We start from the raw sequence: 19,321 nt of genomic DNA, 5'->3' as shown, positions 1-19,321 counted from the left end.
AAATCAATAAAGTATCAAGCTGATATACAAGCCAAGCAATGTGATGGCAAGTGTCGGGATCGTCAGAATCGTTCCGATCTTAAAGTATTGACCCCAACCAATCTTCACGCCTTTCGTCCGAAGCACGTGTAACCAAAGTAATGTCGCTAGACTACCAATCGGCGTGATCTTCGGTCCAAGATCGGATCCGATGACGTTCGCATAGATGAGCGCTTCTCGCATCGTTCCAGTCGCCTGGCTCAAATCGATCGCAAGGGCATCGATCATGACGGTCGGCATGTTATTCATGATGGACGACAAGATAGCAGCCAAGAAGCCCATACCAAATGTCGCGGCTGCTAAATTCGTCGCAAAGCCATCAATGATGTCAGCGAGAACTTGTGTCAATCCGGCATTTTGAAGTCCGTAGACGACGATGTACATTCCAAGTGAGAAGAAGACGATCGCCCACGGTGCACCACCGATGACCTTTTTCGTCGGTACGCTCGGTGAACGACGTGCCATCAATAAGAAGAACAAGGCGATGATTCCAGCGACAAGACTGACTGGAATGCCGACGATGTCACTCGTAAAGTATCCGACGACAAGCAAGATGAGGACGAACCAAGATAACTTGAACATCCGTTGATCCTTGATCGCTGTCGCGGGTGCGACGAGTTGCGCTACATCGTAATTCTTTGGGATACTCTTTCGGAAATAGAGATACAAGACAATCAGACTGCCTACGACAGAAAAGAGATTGACGAATACCATCCGTGACGCATACTCCGTAAACCCGATGTTAAAGAAGTCTGCTGAGACGATGTTGACGAGGTTCGAGACGACGAACGGTAAACTGGCTGTATCGGCAATGAATCCGGAAGCGAATACGTAGGCTAACACGACATAATCCGGAAGTTTCAAGTGACGAACCATCGCGAGGACGATTGGTGTCAGGATCAATGCTGCCCCATCGTTCGCAAATAAAGCCGCAACGACAGCACCAAGTAATGTCATGTACACGAATAGTTTGACACCACCACCTCGCGCGATGCGTGCCATGTGGAGTGCCGCCCATTCGAAGAATCCGATCTCATCAAGAATCAATGAGATGATGATCAGGGCGATGAACGTAAAGGTGGCATTCCAGATGATGCCCCAGACAGTCGAAACATCATCGAGATTGACGACTCCCGTCAATAGCGCAACGAGTGCCATCCCCATTGCGGAATAACCGATGCCGAGTCCTTTCGGTTGTTTAATGATTAAGAATAAGGTGATCAGAAAAATTCCGATCGCTAGTAAATGTGTACCGGTCAATGCGTTCACTTCATTTCTGTATTAAATTTCGAGTGGTTCTGTTAACGATTCGCCAACCTTGAACGTGTCATCAAGAATGGAATATCGTCTCGATTCCAATGCCTTGCTCGTGCTAATCCATTTCATCCACGGTGTGTGTCCTTAGCAACTTCTGTCCGGGATGTCCGGAGTGTCCATTTCTTCTAAAATCGTCAATAACAACTTGTGTTGCGGGTGATCTGGATTGATTCGAAAATAAATCCATTGTCGTTCACGTCGTTCCAAGATGAGATGGGACTGACGCAATAATTTTAGATGACGACTGACTGCAGGTTGCGAAATATCAAACATTTCGACGAAATCACAGACACAATGTTCCCGAACGTGTAGTCTTCGCAAAATTTCAAGACGTGTTCCATCGCTCAGTAGCTTTAAGAACTGACTCATCTCTTCTACCCGTTTTGCTGTCTCGATCACTGGAGAGTCCTCCTTTCTCTTAAACGTATAATCCATGCCTGATACAGGAGCGAATTTATCTTTTTCGCTTTTCACATAACCATATTATTATATAACCTTTTTGTTATGCAATGATTTTTTCATAAATCTATCTCAAATAAAAAAATCGCCATCTCATTCGATGACGATTCTTCTTATATTCTTCATGCAACAACACGTCGTGCTTGTCGTTGTTCCCTCCAACTCACCACTAAACATGTCACGATAAAACTACCGAGACCAATCAGTGATAAATGAAGCACCTGTGTCCCTACTGAACCATTCATGAACAGCAATCGACTGAAACCGGAGACTGCATTCGGAACAGGTAGGAATGTTCCAAGCGATTGATAAAACGGTGCCAGCATCTTCGCCGGCACGATGTTTCCAGCAGTCATCAACTGGAACGGAATCAATGCGACGTTGACGAGTGGCGCAATCGGTCCAAATATCGCAAAGTTCATCTGCGTGACGGCGATACAGGTCGCGACGACAAGGAGCTCGAACGCCCACAGTTTGATGAATGGTGTCGTGATGTCCGTTAATACATGTGCCATGGAAACGAGCAGTAATGGAACGACCAAAAGAACAATCCCGTGCAACAGTTGGCGACTCCAAAATAGCGACCAGATCGAATGACGCTTACTTAAGATCGTACTGACAAGATTGAATTGAATCCCCATCGTCATCGTCGCGATATAGATGACGAACCCGAGGACGAGTGGCAGCATCGACAAGGCAAAATCTGAGACGGCATGCTCCGTGACGACCGATGTCGTAAACGTCGGCTCACCATTCAACTGTTTGCCGATCGTTTCCGTTGCCCGCTCGAGAATCGCATTCGCGAATTCGGCATTCGTCTGGCTGACGTGCGCCGTTAGTTGACGTATTGTATCATCCTTTTGTAGGACGAGATCGACTTCATTGGCATCGAGTGCTTCCAACCCTTTCGCTTCGGTCGGAACTGCTTGGACCGTGAACGGTGCTTCTTTTAGTGATGTGACGAACGGGTCGTTCACTTCGCCAACGACACCGACGTTCAATTGATCGAGTCGTTCCGTTGTTCCTTCGTAACCAGTCATCCAGACGACGAGGAACAAGAGCGGGACGACGATCGCGAAGACGAGCCCCACTTTCGTTTGTGTCATTGACCAGACATCTTTCCATGCTTTCATATTACAATCTCCTTTTATATGCATTACTTATAATATCATGTGCAACTATATGCCCGAAGGAAAACCATTCACGTCACATTCCGGTGAATGGTCTCAAGTGTTTCCTTTAATTGCTCGATTTGCTGTCGCGATAGTCCACGGAACGCTTCGAGTTGTAGCTGATCGAGCTCTGGTCCGAGGCGATCGACGATGTCGCGTCCTTCTCGTGTCATCAAGAGCAGAACCGCTCGTCGGTCCCGGGGGTCCGGCGTCCGAACAATCAGTTCTTTTTTACCGAGCTTATCGAGAATCTTACCAATCGTCGTTTGATCACGTTCTGTCACGAGTGCCAGCTGCTTTTGCGAAACACCATCTTGTTTAGCGAGTTCGCTCAGGACAGAAAACTGCTCTGGTGTCAGACCGAACGCTTCCATCCGTTTAGCAGCAGCACGTTTGAACGCATAATAACTACGGGATAATTGCATGCCCAGCGACCATTCCGATTCTTTCATCCCATCATCTCCATATAGTTGCACTACTTATTATTTATCCACTATACCTGAAGAAGAACAAGTCCGTCAACGGTCTCATTTTGCCTGGCGTTGGCGAATCCCTTCGATATGCGCTTGTTGCGTGGCACGATCGACTTGTGAATGAACCCCGAGTTCCCCTGCAATCGTATCAACTTGACTCGGTGTCAATGGTTTTCCTGTCGCGAGTTGCTCGATCGTCTTGCGAAGGACATTTCGTTTCAAGACACGGACATGCGCTGAATCGACGGTGATCTTTTTCAGTTCACAGCGTTCGCTGAAAACGATCAAGGAGTGAAAGAGCGCGGGATCCGTTCCTTCTAAGAAGCGTTGCATGCTTTTGAGATGCCCTTCATTTTGTTTGATCGGATTATAGAACCGTTGCTTGAAGCGATTCTGGAACTGCTGCGTCCACTGACGGTCCTGCTCGCGTCCGAAAATCCACCCGCTGTAGTTTTTCGATTCGAGTACATAGATGCCACTTTCATGAATGAACGTCACATCGATCTCCGTCGTTCCTTCTCCACGCGCACGTGGTAAGTATGTATTAAAGACATAAGTGCCGTATCCGGAAACTTGATCGAGTTGACGTGTCGTCAAGTATTCGCCCCATTTCCCTTTATCACGAACGATCCGTAAAAACGGTTCGCGCGTTAAACGATAATAACGACTACTGTGATACGAACTGCGTTTTACGAAGAAAAACAGACCAAACGTTCCGAAGAAGAACAGTACCATGATCAGTCCGATTTGAATCAAGAGCGGTAAAAATGTCACTAACACATTATCCACTAGATTTATCTCCTTTCCATATTAACCCTTTATTTTCCACTATATCAGCATAATCAATTTCTGCATCATTTTCCACTATTTGTTATGGTGACTATCCTATGGTACGGTGAAACAAAGGAAGGTGTTCTCCATGGATTCTGTCGTCACGTTCGCACCACTAATCGTCTTATTCTTCATCTGGATGTCCTTATCTCAAAAAGCAGACGAAGCGAAACGCCGCCAACAAACGATTCTGAAGAAGCTACAACGGATCGAAGAGCACCTCGGTCTGAATGAGGTGTCACTAGAAGAAGCAGCGTTACAAGTCGAACTGGTTCAGTTGCTTCATGAAGGAAAGACGGTTGAAGCTGTCAAACGCGTTCGAGAGACGCTCGGATCGTCCTTACTCGAAGCAAAACAATACGTCGATCAACTAAAAAGCGAGCACGGAATATGATCAAAAAGACCATCTGACAGCGAAGTTCAGATGGTCTTTCTATTCATTTCATTACTTCATATTGTTCGTCTGAAACTGCCTCGAGCCAGATTGGTGTACCAGCAGTGATCGCAATGTGCGAAAACCAGGAAGACCGTGTTGCCCCGTGCCAATGCTTCACACCATCATGCGTGACGACGACATCTCCTGCTTGCAAATGTCGAGCGGGTTGCCCTTCTTCTTGATACCATCCTTCCCCTTCCGTGACGAGGAGAATTTGATATCCTCCATCATGGATGTGCCAATGGTTCCGCGTCTTCGGCTCGAATGTCACATGTGATACGGAAACGGGTAATGATTCGTCGACAAGTGGTGCTAAATAACTGATACCTGTGAATACCTCTTGATACGCTTCGTTCTTTTCGCCTCGTGGAAACATCCATACTCCTCCTTTTTACCACGGTTGAGTCGTTGGACCGACCGTAAATTCGCTCACATTCGTATCCTCTGGTTGATCAATCGCAAAGGCGACAATCCGCGCGATACTCTCTGGTGAGATACCGTATTGGTCATATAGTGCCGTCATTCCTTCCAGGGACTCTCCGTGTGAAATCGTCTCGAGCAATTCGGTATGAATCGCTGCCGGATAAATCGTCGCTGTGCGGATGTTCGTTCCTTCTTGCGCTGACTCCATCCGTAAGACTTCCATTAAGTTACGTACTGCCCATTTCGTTGCGCCATATACGGCTCCACCCGGATATGCCTTAAGACCTGCTACGGATGAGGTCGTCAGAATATGCCCCGCACGTTGGGAAGTGAATGTCGGCATGACAGCCGCAATCCCGTTCAAGACACCTTTGAGATTGACGTCAATCATTTGATTCCACTCGTCTACTTGTAAAGCAGATAGTGGAGAACTCGGCATCAGCCCCGCGTTAAGGAATATCGCATCAATTCGACCATACGCCGTCAATGCTGCTTCGATGAGACGTTGATTATCCTCCAGTTTCACGACGTCTGTCTCTTGGTATATTGCTTCCCCGCCTTCTGCTTGGATCAATTCCGTGAGTTTTGCCAGTCGATCATTGCGACGTGATCCTAACACTAGCTTTGCTCCCTGTCTTGCCAGTAAGCGTGCTGTTGCTTCTCCAATACCCGAGCTTGCTCCTGTGATGATAATGACTTTTCCTTGAATGGCCATGATGATGACTTCCTCTCTTGTTTTCTTATTGTTTCGTGCTCATTTGAACACGTACTGTATCAGCCGATAATAGTTCTGGTAATCGATTCGGTTCGACCCAACCAATTCGCGTGTATTTTATATACGTTTGAAACGACTCATAAAACAGGACGAGACAATCTGATCCATACAGCATGAGATCTCCCGCTTGCACCGTTCCGACATTCTTTGGATTCGTCGGTAACGAGAACGGAAAGTAATGATACTTCTCATTTCCATTCAACTCTTTCATCTGCATTGTCAGTGGCAGTCTTTTTTGCAAAGCCCTCGCCGTCTCATTGTCTGCAAAACGAATCGGCACAGTTGTTCCATCGATTTGGAGCAAGACGCTTTTCAACTCCCTTTGTTCTAATTCACTCGGTCGTGACGATTCTTTCATGTCGGTGCATCCACTCAATAGAAAAAATGCAAGTAGACAACCGTACCACCTACTCATCCGACATCTCAACCATTCGAATGATTCTCGCCGGAGTACCTGCGACGATCGTACGGGGCGGAACATTACGTGTAACCGTGGCGTTCGCTGCGATGATCGCATCCTCACCAATTGTCACGCCAGGCAAAATCGTCGCCCCAGCGCCAATCCAAGCATTACGCCCGACATGAATCGGTGCTGTCTCAACGCCACCTCTTTTCGTCGGTGATTCCGGATGGTTGACAGTCAGCAACCGTGCGAACGGACCAATTAAGACATGATCGTCCAAACGAATCGAACCAAGATCCGTGAACATGACACCTCGATTGAGGAAAACGTGCTTGCCGATGGATAGATGCCGTCCGAAATCCGTAAATAGAGGCGTTAAGACTCTAACAGACGAATCGATGTCTTGCCCTGTGATCACAGCAAGCACCTGTCTTCGCTCTTCTTGTGAGATCGCTTGATTCAATCGCTGCAATTCCGGTTCGATTTCATCTTGAATGGCATGAATGTGCTCAAGGACCGAATCCGTTGGAAGAATCGTATGTTCTTTCACATAAGTTTGTAGTTCAGTCATCGTATATTCTCCTTTCTTTTGATTGCTTGGTCTCATCTTACGGCTGACAACCATTCATGTCTAATGCTAATCTTAAGTAATAAATCATACGTTTTTCGCATGGAAAGAGGTGAAATGATGGAATTACAACAACTACGTTATTTTTTAGCTTTAGTTGAAGAAAAAAACATTACGAAAGCGGCACGGATTCTTCGATTGTCGCAACCGGCATTATCGCGTCAGCTGCAACAACTAGAAGAGACGATTGGGGTCGAATTGTTCGAACGCTCGAAGCAAGGGCTTCGTTTGACTGAAAAGGGACGATTCTTTGAAGAGCGCGCACGCGAGATGGTTACTCTAGCAGATAAGGTATTAGTCGATTTGAACACAAAAGAAGTATTGACGGGTGAAATTCATATCGGTGGTGGCGAAACTCAACAATTGACGACGGTGTTGCAAGCGTTTAGAGAGTTACACACCATTCATCCTGATGTAACGATTCGTATGTACAGCGGCAATGGGAATGATGTACTCGACCGGCTCGAAAAGGGATTGCTCGATTTCGGACTTGTCATTGCTCCGTTCGATCTATCCGCGTTTCATTCCTTACGGTTGCCCGGTCAGGATCGTTGGGGGGTCTTAACACGTCGTGATGCCTCGATCGCACAGTCTAAAACGATTTCGCGGGAGCAGCTCCTCTCCCTTTCCTTGCTCCTATCCGAGCAGACACAGCTCGACACGTATTTCCATGAACAGAGTGGTTTAACGCTTGAGGATTGTCAGATCATCGGAACATATAATTTGTTGTTCAATGCGTCCTTACTTGTACGTCAAGGGGTGGGTCACGCTCTAGCAATCGATGGCATCATCGATACGACCGCTTCCGATCTAATCTTTCTTCCCCTCGATCCTCCCGTCGTCTCGGACGTCCATTTGATTTGGAAAAAAGAGGCGACTTTATCGCCCAGTGCGCGCGTGTTACTGCGAACAATCAAGGAAAGATATCATTCTTAAGGAGACGATGATACAGATACGATTGTTACGTTTGTTTTAAACTTATACATCCGAATAAATTGACAAGTACCAACTATTTTAAAAATTAATATTGATATAAGTTTTCGCAAAGGAGTGCGATTTATAAAATGAATACATTACATGAATGCTTAGTATGTGGATTTGAAGGATTAGAAGAACCAATCTTTATAGATGGGACATACTCAAAAACATATGAAATATGTCCTTGTTGTGGATTTGAATACGGGTTTAGCGAAGATCATGATGTCATCCATGGTTTTATAACAATACCTGAAGTATTTTTAGAAGTTGCATTTCAGTTGTATCGAAAAAATGGATAGAAGAAGGAATGCAAATTTTTAATCCAGATACTATTCCTGAGAATAAAAGAAATAAAGATATTTTAAAATTTGATATTTTAATAAAGCAGCTGAAAGGCTTGAAATTAGATTTATCAAATTTTGATATCACTGGATTTTAAAACTTTTACTCGTAATTACCTGATATTGCAAGAAGTTATCTTTTCAGTTTTGCATACATCTGTAGATTTATACCATTCCTATGTATGACATACAACAAACCCTCATTTCGTCTTTGAAATGAGGGTTTGTCTACAATCTGAGACGACGGACTTTCCGTCGTCTGTTGCTGTTAATCCCGCGCCGCGAGGCGATATAAGAGATCGAGTAATTCGATATAGAGCCAGATGATCGTCACAATCAATCCGAATGCTGCAACCCACTCCATCGATTTTGGAGCACCCGCACGAACTTGTTGCGAGATAAAATCGAAGTCCATCACGAGTGACAGGGATGCCACGATGACGATGACGAATTGAATACCAATCGCAAGCGGTGAGCTACCTGTCATGAATGGGAGATCGACACCGAATAACGAGAGAATCAAGTTGACTGCGTACAAGACGAAGATCGAAAGAATCGCTGCTGTGACCGCAGAACGGAAACGTTGCGTCACTTTAATCATCCCCGTCGAGTAGACGAACCACATCGCAAACGCGACGACGAAAGTCGCAAGAACCGCTTTCCCGACGATACCTGGGTACATGCTTTCAAAGACGAGCGACAATGCTCCGACGGCGACACCTTCTGCCAACGCATAGATCGGTGAAAGGACCGGTGCTGTTGCTGGTTTGAATGTGATGATCAAGGCAAGGATCAGACCGATGACGAATCCACCGATTAAGGCTGGGAACAACAATCCTTGGTTTTCTGCGAGGAAGAACCAACTTCCCCCTGCTGCTGCCGTGACGAGAGCGAGCATCAAGAAAATCTTGCTCATCGTCCCGCTTTTTGTCATTGGTCGTTCTCCGATACGAGCCGTATCGAATCCGCGACGCAATGCCGGGTTTACTTTAAAACGTGAAGCCATTGCTTTCACTCCTTTTTATGATTCTGTTTTCTACTACGAAGGTTTCCCGAAAAAGTTTCAAAATAACCATTGATCAAGCGCTTTTAATTGCAACATGACGACTGGGATCGAGGCTTTCGCATCGATGCGGTACGATTTCGCTTGTCCGATCAAACCAGACGTGACGAAATCGGCACTTTCTAACCCTTCACCGATCGGACCGAACGCGTCACTATCGATTTGGCGATGTCGGTAATGAATGAATCGTTCCGTCGTTCCCTCTTTGATTTTACAGCCATCCTCGACGTCCGGACGATTCAATCCGTATTCCGCGTAATGCCAGACGGTTGTCGTATCCCAAGGGGAACCGATATGCAGAATTTGACCGTCCGCCTCGATGAAGCGTTCAATCGGTGAACCGGGACCGAAGCCATTTTCTAATGTATGATCGGCAACGAATGTCGCCGCATCTTTCCCCCAGGCGGTCACGGACCACATCGGATGATCGCTTCGAACGACGCCGGGATACGTCCGGAAGACTTCCGGGACGCGCCCGATACCGCGTGTGACCGTTTTTGCCGGGTCATATGCCGGCATCTCCCGGCGGATCGTTTCCCACCATTCCTCGGGAACAGCCGGTTGGCTCCAGTTTTTCGGATCCGAATTATCCGTACTCTGCGCCGGCATCATGATCAACCCTTCCGTCGTGACGACTTCCTGTAAGGCCTCGATTAACGCTTGTACGCCGCCGGGAATCCAGCCGATTTGTTTGAGAGACGAATGGACGAACAGCTTCATACCGGGCGTCACACCTAATTCGTGTAACGCCTCTTTGATTTGTGTTTTCGTGACCATGTTTCGTGTTTCCATCGATCTTAGCTCCTTACTCGACGACTAGTGCAATCGTCGACCCCGTTTTTCCTTGTTTGACCTCGATTTTTGCGTCAACTCGTGACTTCAGTTCCTGGACGTGACTGATGATTCCGACCATGCGACCGCTCGCTTGAATCGAGAGCAACGTCTCGATCGCTTGTTCGAGTGATTCCGGATCAAGTGTTCCAAATCCTTCATCGATAAACATCGTTTCAAGTGACACGCCACCACTTGCTTCTTGAACGACTTCCGACAATCCGAGCGCAAGCGCAAGTGATGCTTTAAAGCTTTCTCCACCAGATAACGTCTTGACGTGACGTGTTTGCGACGTGTACGCGTCAAAGACATTTAAATCAAGCCCATATTTCTTGAGTCCTTTTCCCGCCTCTGTTTTCCGTTCAAGCTGGAAACGACCAGAGGTCATCTCGTGCAGATGCCGGTTTGCGGCGAACAAGATCTCATCGAAGTATGCCGTCTGGACGTACGTCTCGAACGTCATCCGTTGCGCATTCTCCCCGACACCAACGCGAGCGAGTTCACCGATGATGCCGTATCTCGCATCCTCGTCCTCAATCTGGCGTTGCAGGCTTTCCCAAGCCGCGATCAATTGATCGATGTGTGCGCGTTCCTTCTCAAGCCCGACACGTCGGTCGGTCCGCTCCGTCAGTTCGAGCGACGACGTCTTCACATCCATCCGCAACTGTTCGAGATCCGGACGCACTTGACCTTCTGTCTTCAAACGGGCTTGTTCCTGCTTCAGCTTCAATTCCTGCCGCGCTAGGCGGTCTTGTTCCAAACGTTCTTGGAGGTGACGGAGTTCGTCACGAGAACGTCTCGCATCGCGGAAGGCTTCGATCGTCGGAAACGCTTCTTCTGCCAGGACTGCGTGTAATTCGTTTTCGCGTTTCGTTAATCGGTCGCTTTGTTCAGCAGATGCCTCAGTTAATTGACGGAATCGACCTTGGTGTTCCGCGAAGTCACGATCGAGCTGTTCCTTCTCGCGTAGCTGTTGCTGTTTGACTTGCTTGAACTGCTCGATACGTGTTTCTGCCTGTTGTTGTTCCTCACGGAGTGTTGGTAGCGATTTCGTGGACTCTCCTGATTGACTCAGACGTCCTGTCAGATGCGCCAGTTCCGATTCGATGACAGTCCGGTCTTTGATCATTGCATCGATCTTCAGTTGCAACTGATCCATGGATTGCTCGAGTTGTTGCAGACGAGTCTCAAGACGCGCTTTTTCCGTCTGCGCTGCCGCTAATCGGGCTTCCGTCTGTTCAACTTCCTGAAGCTGTGCTGAAACATCCGCATGAGATGACTCGTTTTCACTCGTCTTTTTCATTTCGGTCGTCAGTTGTCCGAGACGTTCCGCAACTGTCCGGTAAGAGGCTTGCAATTCTTGATGCGCTTGTTGGGCTTCAAGGAACCGCTGTTGTGCTACATCGACGGATAGTTCCTTTGCGACGGCGACAGCATGCTGCGGATGCGATGTACTCCCGCAAACCGGGCAAGCCGTCCCGTCCGTCAATCCTTTGGCAAGTTCAGCAGCCAGTTGTTCCCGTTCGTATCTACGCGCTTCTTCATACTGGCGCGCTGCTGCCTCTTTTTGATCCCGGACGCTCGTGCCGCGGACGATCAGCTGTTGTCGTTCTGCTTCCAATTTGTCGTGTTCCGCTATCTTCGTCGCCAGTTGTTGCAGGATGAAGCGCCGTTCTTGCACCTGTAAGCGCTCTGCTCCGACGTTTTGCAATGGATGCAGTTGTTCTTGAACGTTCTTTCGATCCGTCCGTGCTTGTTCGAGTTGCTTCCGTAATGACTCTGGATCAAGAAGCTTCAAACGTTCTACTAGTTGTTGCTGTTGTTGTCGTAAAGCCGTTTCTGCTTCCAAGCGTTCGCGCTCTTCTTGAATCTTTTCGAGACGACGACTGAGTTGCTCAATCTGTGGTTCCTCCGCTAGCAATCGATCCACTTTTGCTTGCACGACCTCTTGTTGCTCTTTCAAGCGAGCGATGTGCTGTTCAGTTTCCTGTTTTCGATGCGTGAGTTGCGTCAATTGTTCTTGATCCTGTTGCCACTGGTCATAGATCGGTGCGACGATTTGAGCGCGTTCAGCCGCCATTGCTTCTTCTTGCATCTGTTTGATTTCCGGTAGGCGATCCAGTAGTAACTGTTCCGTCTGTTGAAGTCGCTCCTGCTCTTGGAAAACCGCTTCGAGTTGCTCGCCTTGTTGCAATTGCGTCGTTTTCTTCTCGACAATCGCACGGGTCTCTACTTCAGCTTGACGTGCAGCCGTTAACCACTCGTCCCGTTCGGTCGTCAACGCTTCCATCCGTAACCGGATGTCGCCTTCCGTCAGTTCACTCCAGTTCGCTTGCACAGGTAGTTCCTCAAGCTTGGCCCATTGCTTCGTCTTCGTTTCCTTGATGCGTGCCGCAAGATCGAGCGCTTGTCGGTGCAAACGTTGCTGGAACTCACCATAGTGTTCCGTCTTAAACAGCTGTTTGAGAATCTGGAGTTTGTCTTTTGACTCTGCCATCAACAGTTCGCGGAACTTATTTTGCGGCAACAGGAGAATTTGCGAAAACTGTTTATGGTCGAGCTGAATCAGCTCTTGAACCCGTTGCTTGATTTCTGGAATTTTGACCGCGAGCGGTTTCCATGTCGTTCCGTCGAACCGAGCGAGCTCGGCTTCATGCGAGTAGCCGGTTTTATTGACCGGATGCGGTTGACTCGGTTGACGGATGACCCGGTACCGTTCCCCTTTCAGCGTAAACTCCAGTTCAACTTCCGTCTTTTGCTCGGGCACGGCAAAATGACTTCGCAGTTCGCTCATTTCCCGTTCGCCGCCTGACGTTTCGCCATACAGAGCGAACGTCAATGCGTCAAAGATCGTCGTTTTTCCTGCTCCGGTATTCCCGGAGATGACGAACATCGTCCGTCCGGCAAGTGCCGTGAAATCAATCGTCTCTTCACCAGCAAACGGTCCAAAGGCGCGTAATATCAATCGTTCTGGGCGCATGTCGCTTCCTCCTTCAGGACGGCTTGCATCGCTTCCGTTGGTTTCTTCTCACGGACTGCTTCATAAAACTCACTGAATAGATCTGCAACGGATGCATCCTTGACTTGCTCTCGCGACGCCTTGACTGCCCGCGTACTCTCGCGGACGAATCCAATTCGCTCGAGGTGAAGGATATTCGGGTAGATTTTTTTCAACTTGCCCATCGGATCCATCAAGGCTTCGCCGTCCGTTAGATTGATCTTTAAGTAATCGTCCGTGTCTTGTGTCGCGACGAACGCCGGGTCTGTCAGTTCACTGAGACTTCCAGTCAGTTCCCGCAAGTCACGTTTTGGTTCAAGTGGTTCGAACCGGCGATCGAATGTACCCTTATCGTTCAACGTCAACACATCGACCCCTTTGACATGATGGGCTTCCGAGAATGAATATTTCAAGAGCGATCCGCTGTAGCGAACCGTCTCGGATTGAATCGCAAGTGGATTATGCAAATGACCGAGTGCCGTATACGTAAACGGTGCAAACTGGCTTGCGCTAACTTGCCCTGCCGTTCCGACGGACAATTGCCGCTCCGAATCCGTCTCGAGTCCACCGATCACAAAGGCATGACCGACGAGGACACTCGGTCCATCCGGAATACATGCAGCAAGAATCGTCCGCATCGCATCATCATGTGTCTTGATCGTTTCGTCCTTGTGCACGTACCGAACGGTCGCAGGATCGGCAAATGGCACCGGATAAAACGATACTCCTTTGATCGTAACCGGAGTAATGACCGGCGTTAGTTTTCCGACGAGATGCAGACCGGCCCGTTGGAGTAACGTCGTTCCGAAACTTAACCGTTCGGCTGAATCGTGATTTCCACTGATCGCAACGACCGGGATATCCCGGTCAAGGATCAAGGCAGCCAGTGTCTCGTCAAGCAGTTCGACGGCTTCCGTTGGTGGTACGGCGCGGTCGTATAAGTCACCCGCAATGACGATCGCATCCGGTTGTTCGCGGTCGACGAGTGTCAAAAAATCCGCTAAGACCGCCCGCTGGTTCTCGAGCATCGATTCGCCATGAACGATTTTGCCGAGATGCCAATCGGCAGTATGTATCCATTTCATCTTCATCACACTCACTTTTTAAATATAGTAGCTTAAGTGTAGCATGCAAGCGGTCGTTCTGCGACGAACATCCGTTTGGAACACAAAAAGAAGGAGTCATCATATTTCTTAGCGACTCAACAATGAATTTGAAGAAATAAAAAGTATACTTTTTGTTATTGAAGAGAAGCACTATGCGTTATCTTTCACCTGAATTTCTTAGGTGATTTATACGATGCTCAAACAAATCTGACGAAATTTTGATGTTTTGAAAAACCTTACTTCCGGTCACTTCCAATATCCAATAAATGTATTTTGTGTTAAGCTAGTGTCGTTATACCTCAAGTAATAATTGAATCATGTCAGGACTCTCGTAAACTTTAATCGTTATGGATCATCCATTGAAATATGAGGAGGTAAAACGTGAAAAAACTTATACTGTTAGCTCTGTTATGTACTTTATTATCTGCCTGTAGCATCAACGAGTCTAAACTCAGTTTGAGTGAGTTACAGACAATACCTAACGATGTACAAATGAAAATTAATCCTGACTCTACTTTGCAATTGATTAACACGAAAGATGATATCGCCTATATTGTCTATAACACAAAGAAAACAATTACTACTGATCTCGAATCAAAAGAAGATACAGTGAAAATAAAATTGGACGAATCTAACGATACTAGTAAGAAAATGAAACAACATGTCTTTAAATTAACATTAGATTCTAAGCATGAAATCATCGACGTCTATTTAAACGGTAAATCTGCTGTATTCGATAACGTAACCGGTTCATGATTTTTGATTTCATAAAAAAATGAACACATATCACCCTCATTTTACTTGTAGATTGAGGGGATATACAAAAAAGCAGAAGGCGAATGCCTCCTGCTTTTTTCACTCTCGTGACTAATGTGTTATTTCGTCCGTTGTTTTCTAAAACGTTGGACGGAACGAATCACAGAAACCGATCCGCCGATGATCGCACCGACGCCGACGACGATGCCTGTTTTAAATTTTTTGCCCGATTGTTCTGATTTATGCGTTGCTTGATTGTGTTCAAAAAGTTGTTGGAGGGGCGACGACGTCTCGACTTCGAGAATTTTCGATGCATCCTGATGCACGTCTTCTCTACGTTCGACACTACAAGGTGACAGATAGAATGGGTTCAAGTTTGTCCGGTACCGATCCGGATTCCAGTTGGCTTGCTGAACAACTGCTTGGGCGTCTTCCGTCTGTGCTTGATCCTTGATTGGATCGAATTCTTGTTTCATCTGAATCACTCCTCTTCACGTTCAAAACCTGTAGACCGATTTACGTCTGAAGTCTTATTTACCTGTTTTTCAAACATTTAAAACATATATATTTAAAATTAGTTTTACTGTTTTGTGAACGTTAGCCGAAATAGGCATGATAGAGCCGCTTCGCTTTAACGAGATCCGCCTCGCCATGAATCAGAACGCGTCCATCTCGGAAAGCGACCATCCGATGTTCGTCCGTCGTAAACGCCAGCAAATATGGATTATGGGCGGAAATCGCAGCGACCGGCTGGAGACGTTGTTTCAACTGTTCCAGATCCCGCTGTCCGTCTCCTCGGATTTGAATGGCATCCCGACCGCACAGTGCCGTGAAACGAACCGTTTGATCCGATAAGTAAGGGTAGGACGGATCGATGCCGCACGACGGGCACTCCGTTTGCTTCAGTGACTGGACGTTAATTTGTTGAAACGTATTCGACCAGACATCAAACGCAAGCAAGCGCGTCCGCATGGCGTCCGTTTTTCCGCTCAACCACTTCAACGCTTCCGTCACCTGCAAGGAAGCGACCATCTGTACAGCTGGTCCGATGATTCCCGCTGTATCACACGTCTCCTGATCTCGCGGTAATTGATCGAGCAGACAATGCAGACACGGCGTCTCCCCGGGACGGACGGTAAACGTGATCCCATAACTGCCGACGCATCCACCATAAATCCACGGAATCGAACGCATCGACGCCATGTCGTTCATCAGCAAGCGAATATCGAAATTGTCCGTCGCGTCGATGATCAGATCAATATCATCGAGAAGCCACGTCAGCGCTGCCCGGTCGACGTCTACTACATGCGCTTCGATCGTCACCGTCGAATTAATCGCTTCAAGCCGTGCTTTTGCGGCAATCGCTTTTGGTACGATATGACGCGCATCCTCCTCGGTATAAAGCTGTTGTCGTTGTAGATTACTCCACTCGACATAATCACGGTCGACGATTCGGACGACGCCGACACCGGCGCGAACGAGTTGTTCTGCCGATGCCGTTCCGAGCGCTCCCATGCCGATGATCAGTACCTTTGCTGCTGCTAAGCGTGCTTGTCCCGCTTCCCCGATCGGTTGAAATCGAGTTTGCCGTGAGTAACGGTTCATCGAATCAATCCACTCGTTGGACTACTCGCGACCGCATACTGTTTTTTCTCGATTCGTCCCGCTTCGTATCCGAAGCGCCCTGCTTCGACAGCTAGTCGCATGGCGTGCGCCATCTTGACCGGATCTTTCGCATGGGCGACAGCGGAGTTTAATAAGACACCGTCCGCACCGAGTTCCATCGCATAGGCGACGTCGGTCGGCGAGCCGATCCCGGCGTCGACGATGACCGGGACCGTCGTCTGCTCGATGATGAATCGTAGATGAAGTGGGTTGAGAATGCCTTGCCCGGAACCGATTGGTGATGCAGCCGGCATGATGGCGTGACAACCGAGTTCCTCGAGTCGCCGTGCAAGGACGACATCGTCTGACGTATACGGTAAGACGATGAAGCCTTCTTTGAGTAATTCTTCAGAAGCCCGTAACGTCTCGATCGGATCAGGTAGTAACGTCTTATCGCAACCAATCACTTCGACCTTGACCATGTCACACATACCGGATGCCCGCGCAAGCTTCGCTAACCGAACAGCTTCCTCCGCCGTCTTCGCACCAGCCGTGTTTGGAAGTAGATCGTACTTCGCTAAATCAAGCGACTCCAAGAAATTCGCTTGTTGTTTGTCGAAGATATCGAGCCGACGGACGGCAAATGTCAAAATTTGTGAAGCAGACGCATCGATTGCTTTCTGCTGTACCGTAGCATCCGTATATTTCCCTGTTCCGAGCAATAACCGTGATTCAAATGTCTTTTCTCCAATTTTCAGCATGTTTATCCTCCTCCTACGAAATGAACGATTTCAAATGTGTCATTGTCCCGAACGACTGTCTGACCGTACGCCATGCGATCGATAATTTGTCGATTCTGTTCGACGATGACGAGCTTTTCCCCTAAGCCGAGTTGCGTGAGCATGTCCTCGATCGTTTTAATCTGTTCGATCGTGTGGTCATTGCCGTTAATCGTAATGTTCATCGGACTTCCTCCTTCTGAATCAACCGTAATGTATTTACCAAGACTTCCGCTGTCGCTGGTGCGAGTAATATGCCATGCCGATGATGCCCTGTCGCTAGGAAGATCCGACGGGATGAATCGGTGACTCCGATATATGGCAAGCCGGACACCGTTTGCGGTCGTACACCGGACCAGACTTCTTCGATGACCGCGTCACGAATCGGTGGATACAGTCGTTCTGCTGCTTGAAGCAGTGACATGATCCCAGCGACACTGACGCCGACCGTCTCGTCGTGCGGCAGTTCGGTCGCACCGATCAAAATCCGTCCGTCAGCTTTTGGCACGAGGTAGACGGCTTCATCAAACAGAATCGAGCGTAACGGCTGACCCGCGAGACGGACGGCGAGACACTCCCCTTTGACCCCATATGTCGCGATCGAATTTCCGACTGTATCGAGCAAGGCTTGCGACCCGCGTCCGGCAGCGACCGTCACTGTTCGTCCGGTCCACGTTCCTGCGTTCGATTCGATCCTGATGAAGTCATCGTTCTCTTCGATGCGTGTGACATCTACCTGTTCTTCAATCGATATGCCACGTGCGTGTAAGGCATACATCAATGCAGTCGTCAGTCGTCGTGGATCGATTTGACCGACAGCTGGAAACAGATGCTCGCGTCCTTTACGTTTTAACAAAAACGGTTGTTCCCGGTACCCACAATCGATGCCTGTCTCTCGCTCGAGTCGACGTGCAAGCAACGGATACAGACGACGACTACGTGCGGCAAGTGCATGCAATTCCGCCCTCAGCTCGATGTCCGTCGCGAGCATCCCGGCAGCTGCGCGGCTCGTTCCTCGTCCGCATGTTCCACGTTCTAAGACGACGACGGATTCATTCTGACAGGCGAGACCATAAGCAAGCGTCAACCCGATGACTCCACCGCCGATGATGATGTGATTCGTCATACGCGAACCCCCTGATAACGCTTGACGGCGGCGAGTGGATCCGATTGACCGAGAATACCCGATAAGACGGCGATTCCGGTTGCCCCGGTCGCTGCGATTTCAGGCATGCATTCTGGTGTAATCCCACCGATCGCAATGACTGGTTTCGTCGTGAAGGTGACGACTTGCTTTAATGCGTCGATCCCTCGGGGTGGTAGGTCCGGCTTCGACGCTGTCGGATAAATATGACCGTACAGCAGTCGGTCGGCTCCTTCCGCTTCTGCTGCCAGTGCCTCTGCTAGTGAATGGACCGATTTCCCGATGACGAGATTCGGAAAATGACGTCGCACATCGCGGACACGCAAGGAACGGCGCGTCAGCTGCACACCGATGCCGGCGACATGGGCGACGTCGACCCGGTCATGAACCGTTAACTGTTCAGGCGAATAACCATGCCCAAGGAGTGCTTCAATCAGATCAAGTAATTCTGCCGCCGATAAGTTCGGTTCACGTAGATGCAGCTGATCCGTATAGGGTTGAAGTGATTGAAAGGTCTTTATTTCGTCAAGCGGATGAATGGATCCCGTCGAAATCAGATGTAAACGCATCATGTTCTTCCTTTCCATACGAAAAAGGACCACTCCCGATGTTGAAGGGAGTGGTCCGAAAATGCGCTGAAGCGCTAAGGATATCTAGGGTTTCGAGCCACTTCCCTCCGCTAGTACGAACTAGATCAGGTTCAAAGGGTCCGGATACTTCCGTCTCAGTCTGCTGGGAGACTCCCCTAGTGTCTTTTCGTGTTT

The 19,321-nt window shown here is 48.4% G+C and carries 22 protein-coding genes, 1 pseudogene and 1 riboswitch; of the genes and pseudogenes, 4 read left to right on the top strand and 19 right to left on the bottom strand.

The genetic code is table 11. From position 1 onward, the window contains the following. Positions 1-3: 3 nt before the first annotated feature. The 5 genes from EXW93_RS06060 to EXW93_RS06040 all read right to left on the bottom strand — a co-directional run bounded on the left by EXW93_RS06060 (position 4) and on the right by EXW93_RS06040 (position 4,249). Complete coding sequence (locus tag EXW93_RS06060) at positions 4-1,308, bottom strand: arsenic transporter (protein ID WP_174316139.1); 1,305 nt, start codon at positions 1,306-1,308, stop codon at positions 4-6. 132 nt (positions 1,309-1,440) lie between these two features. Further along, positions 1,441-1,755 (bottom strand): ArsR/SmtB family transcription factor, encoded by a 315-nt coding sequence (locus EXW93_RS06055; RefSeq protein ID WP_029341347.1) that lies wholly within the window; start codon positions 1,753-1,755, stop codon positions 1,441-1,443. 182 nt (positions 1,756-1,937) lie between these two features. Next, the gene (locus tag EXW93_RS06050) at positions 1,938-2,948 is read right to left on the bottom strand and encodes an ABC-2 transporter permease (RefSeq protein ID WP_174316138.1); all 1,011 of its coding nucleotides are present in this window, start codon (positions 2,946-2,948) and stop codon (positions 1,938-1,940) included. Between the two features lie 68 nt (positions 2,949-3,016). Next, complete coding sequence (locus tag EXW93_RS06045) at positions 3,017-3,439, bottom strand: MarR family winged helix-turn-helix transcriptional regulator (RefSeq protein WP_053453045.1); 423 nt, start codon at positions 3,437-3,439, stop codon at positions 3,017-3,019. 75 nt (positions 3,440-3,514) lie between these two features. After that, complete coding sequence (locus tag EXW93_RS06040; protein ID WP_174316137.1) at positions 3,515-4,249, bottom strand: nuclease-related domain-containing protein; 735 nt, start codon at positions 4,247-4,249, stop codon at positions 3,515-3,517. A 130-nt stretch (positions 4,250-4,379) separates the two neighbouring features. Between EXW93_RS06040 and EXW93_RS06035 the strand changes: the two genes are divergently transcribed. After that, positions 4,380-4,685 carry a hypothetical protein gene (locus EXW93_RS06035; protein ID WP_029341343.1) on the top strand — a complete coding sequence of 102 codons (306 nt, stop codon included), beginning with the start codon at positions 4,380-4,382 and terminating at the stop codon, positions 4,683-4,685. A 43-nt stretch (positions 4,686-4,728) separates the two neighbouring features. On the opposite strand, the gene EXW93_RS06030 is transcribed toward EXW93_RS06035, so the two are convergent. The 4 genes from EXW93_RS06030 to EXW93_RS06015 are packed head-to-tail and all read right to left on the bottom strand — an operon-like array spanning position 4,729 to position 6,899. Then, on the bottom strand, positions 4,729-5,103 hold the full coding sequence (locus EXW93_RS06030; protein ID WP_174316136.1) for a cupin domain-containing protein: 375 nt from the start codon (positions 5,101-5,103) through the stop codon (positions 4,729-4,731). Positions 5,104-5,118: 15 nt separating this feature from the next. Then, positions 5,119-5,865 (bottom strand): SDR family oxidoreductase, encoded by a 747-nt coding sequence (locus EXW93_RS06025; RefSeq protein WP_174316135.1) that lies wholly within the window; start codon positions 5,863-5,865, stop codon positions 5,119-5,121. A gap of 25 nt (positions 5,866-5,890) precedes the next feature. After that, positions 5,891-6,283: a cyclophilin-like fold protein gene (locus EXW93_RS06020; RefSeq protein WP_217448900.1), complete on the bottom strand. Its 393-nt coding sequence runs from the start codon at positions 6,281-6,283 to the stop codon at positions 5,891-5,893. A 49-nt stretch (positions 6,284-6,332) separates the two neighbouring features. After that, entirely contained in the window at positions 6,333-6,899 is a 567-nt protein-coding gene (locus EXW93_RS06015) for a DapH/DapD/GlmU-related protein (RefSeq protein WP_174316133.1), read from the bottom strand. Between the two features lie 117 nt (positions 6,900-7,016). Here EXW93_RS06015 and EXW93_RS06010 point away from each other — a divergent pair, with 117 nt between their 5' ends. Beyond that, a complete protein-coding gene (locus EXW93_RS06010) occupies positions 7,017-7,892 on the top strand; it encodes a LysR family transcriptional regulator (RefSeq protein ID WP_174316132.1) in 876 nt (291 codons plus the stop codon). A gap of 128 nt (positions 7,893-8,020) precedes the next feature. Further along, positions 8,021-8,373: pseudogene (locus EXW93_RS06005) on the top strand (hypothetical protein). A gap of 170 nt (positions 8,374-8,543) precedes the next feature. Here the strand turns inward: EXW93_RS06005 and EXW93_RS06000 are convergent. From EXW93_RS06000 to EXW93_RS05985, 4 genes are read right to left on the bottom strand one after another with little or no spacing between them, the layout of a single operon-like run. Further along, positions 8,544-9,281 carry a Bax inhibitor-1/YccA family protein gene (locus tag EXW93_RS06000; RefSeq protein ID WP_023467864.1) on the bottom strand — a complete coding sequence of 246 codons (738 nt, stop codon included), beginning with the start codon at positions 9,279-9,281 and terminating at the stop codon, positions 8,544-8,546. 57 nt (positions 9,282-9,338) lie between these two features. After that, on the bottom strand, positions 9,339-10,130 hold the full coding sequence (locus EXW93_RS05995; RefSeq protein ID WP_174316131.1) for an AAC(3) family N-acetyltransferase: 792 nt from the start codon (positions 10,128-10,130) through the stop codon (positions 9,339-9,341). Between the two features lie 13 nt (positions 10,131-10,143). Continuing rightward, a complete protein-coding gene (locus EXW93_RS05990; RefSeq protein ID WP_174316130.1) occupies positions 10,144-13,149 on the bottom strand; it encodes an AAA family ATPase in 3,006 nt (1,001 codons plus the stop codon). Further along, positions 13,131-14,252 carry an exonuclease SbcCD subunit D gene (locus tag EXW93_RS05985; protein ID WP_174316129.1) on the bottom strand — a complete coding sequence of 374 codons (1,122 nt, stop codon included), beginning with the start codon at positions 14,250-14,252 and terminating at the stop codon, positions 13,131-13,133. The genes EXW93_RS05990 and EXW93_RS05985 overlap by 19 nt, the downstream gene beginning before the upstream one ends. A 402-nt stretch (positions 14,253-14,654) precedes the next feature. Between EXW93_RS05985 and EXW93_RS05980 the strand changes: the two genes are divergently transcribed. Beyond that, positions 14,655-15,029: a hypothetical protein gene (locus EXW93_RS05980; protein ID WP_035398016.1), complete on the top strand. Its 375-nt coding sequence runs from the start codon at positions 14,655-14,657 to the stop codon at positions 15,027-15,029. A 119-nt stretch (positions 15,030-15,148) separates the two neighbouring features. Here EXW93_RS05980 and EXW93_RS05975 read toward each other — a convergent pair whose 3' ends face one another. The 6 genes from EXW93_RS05975 to EXW93_RS05950 all read right to left on the bottom strand — a co-directional run bounded on the left by EXW93_RS05975 (position 15,149) and on the right by EXW93_RS05950 (position 19,129). After that, a complete protein-coding gene (locus EXW93_RS05975; protein ID WP_023467859.1) occupies positions 15,149-15,505 on the bottom strand; it encodes a hypothetical protein in 357 nt (118 codons plus the stop codon). A gap of 121 nt (positions 15,506-15,626) precedes the next feature. Then, on the bottom strand, positions 15,627-16,634 hold the full coding sequence (locus EXW93_RS05970; RefSeq protein ID WP_174316128.1) for a ThiF family adenylyltransferase: 1,008 nt from the start codon (positions 16,632-16,634) through the stop codon (positions 15,627-15,629). Further along, entirely contained in the window at positions 16,631-17,395 is a 765-nt protein-coding gene (locus EXW93_RS05965; RefSeq protein WP_035398021.1) for a thiazole synthase, read from the bottom strand. The genes EXW93_RS05970 and EXW93_RS05965 overlap by 4 nt, the downstream gene beginning before the upstream one ends. 2 nt (positions 17,396-17,397) lie before the next feature. Further along, on the bottom strand, positions 17,398-17,598 hold the full coding sequence (gene thiS / locus EXW93_RS05960; protein ID WP_023467856.1) for a sulfur carrier protein ThiS: 201 nt from the start codon (positions 17,596-17,598) through the stop codon (positions 17,398-17,400). Then, positions 17,595-18,539 carry an FAD-dependent oxidoreductase gene (locus EXW93_RS05955; protein WP_023467855.1) on the bottom strand — a complete coding sequence of 315 codons (945 nt, stop codon included), beginning with the start codon at positions 18,537-18,539 and terminating at the stop codon, positions 17,595-17,597. Before EXW93_RS05955 ends, thiS begins: the two co-directional genes overlap by 4 nt. Beyond that, complete coding sequence (locus EXW93_RS05950; RefSeq protein ID WP_023467854.1) at positions 18,536-19,129, bottom strand: thiamine phosphate synthase; 594 nt, start codon at positions 19,127-19,129, stop codon at positions 18,536-18,538. Before EXW93_RS05950 ends, EXW93_RS05955 begins: the two co-directional genes overlap by 4 nt. 82 nt (positions 19,130-19,211) lie before the next feature. Next, positions 19,212-19,314, bottom strand: a riboswitch (TPP riboswitch). Between the last annotated feature and the right edge of the window lie 7 nt (positions 19,315-19,321).

Origin of the sequence: Exiguobacterium sp. JMULE1, from assembly GCF_013337175.1 — a bacterium.
GTDB lineage: Bacteria > Bacillota > Bacilli > Exiguobacteriales > Exiguobacteriaceae > Exiguobacterium_A > Exiguobacterium_A indicum.
This window is presented reverse-complemented; position numbering and strand designations above follow the sequence as displayed.

Coding starts and splice junctions, on each gene's coding strand:
- EXW93_RS06050 (WP_174316138.1), bottom strand. CDS start 2,948: ATGAAAGCATGGAAAGATGTCTGGTCAATGACACAAACGAAAGTGGGG.
- EXW93_RS06045 (WP_053453045.1), bottom strand. CDS start 3,439: ATGAAAGAATCGGAATGGTCGCTGGGCATGCAATTATCCCGTAGTTAT.
- EXW93_RS06035 (WP_029341343.1), top strand. CDS start 4,380: ATGGATTCTGTCGTCACGTTCGCACCACTAATCGTCTTATTCTTCATC.
- EXW93_RS06030 (WP_174316136.1), bottom strand. CDS start 5,103: ATGTTTCCACGAGGCGAAAAGAACGAAGCGTATCAAGAGGTATTCACA.
- EXW93_RS06025 (WP_174316135.1), bottom strand. CDS start 5,865: ATGGCCATTCAAGGAAAAGTCATTATCATCACAGGAGCAAGCTCGGGT.
- EXW93_RS06020 (WP_217448900.1), bottom strand. CDS start 6,283: ATGAAAGAATCGTCACGACCGAGTGAATTAGAACAAAGGGAGTTGAAA.
- EXW93_RS06015 (WP_174316133.1), bottom strand. CDS start 6,899: ATGACTGAACTACAAACTTATGTGAAAGAACATACGATTCTTCCAACG.
- EXW93_RS06010 (WP_174316132.1), top strand. CDS start 7,017: ATGGAATTACAACAACTACGTTATTTTTTAGCTTTAGTTGAAGAAAAA.
- EXW93_RS06000 (WP_023467864.1), bottom strand. CDS start 9,281: ATGGCTTCACGTTTTAAAGTAAACCCGGCATTGCGTCGCGGATTCGAT.
- EXW93_RS05995 (WP_174316131.1), bottom strand. CDS start 10,130: ATGGAAACACGAAACATGGTCACGAAAACACAAATCAAAGAGGCGTTA.
- EXW93_RS05990 (WP_174316130.1), bottom strand. CDS start 13,149: ATGCGCCCAGAACGATTGATATTACGCGCCTTTGGACCGTTTGCTGGT.
- EXW93_RS05985 (WP_174316129.1), bottom strand. CDS start 14,252: ATGAAATGGATACATACTGCCGATTGGCATCTCGGCAAAATCGTTCAT.
- EXW93_RS05975 (WP_023467859.1), bottom strand. CDS start 15,505: ATGAAACAAGAATTCGATCCAATCAAGGATCAAGCACAGACGGAAGAC.
- EXW93_RS05970 (WP_174316128.1), bottom strand. CDS start 16,634: ATGAACCGTTACTCACGGCAAACTCGATTTCAACCGATCGGGGAAGCG.
- EXW93_RS05965 (WP_035398021.1), bottom strand. CDS start 17,395: ATGCTGAAAATTGGAGAAAAGACATTTGAATCACGGTTATTGCTCGGA.
- thiS (WP_023467856.1), bottom strand. CDS start 17,598: ATGAACATTACGATTAACGGCAATGACCACACGATCGAACAGATTAAA.
- EXW93_RS05955 (WP_023467855.1), bottom strand. CDS start 18,539: ATGACGAATCACATCATCATCGGCGGTGGAGTCATCGGGTTGACGCTT.
- EXW93_RS05950 (WP_023467854.1), bottom strand. CDS start 19,129: ATGATGCGTTTACATCTGATTTCGACGGGATCCATTCATCCGCTTGAC.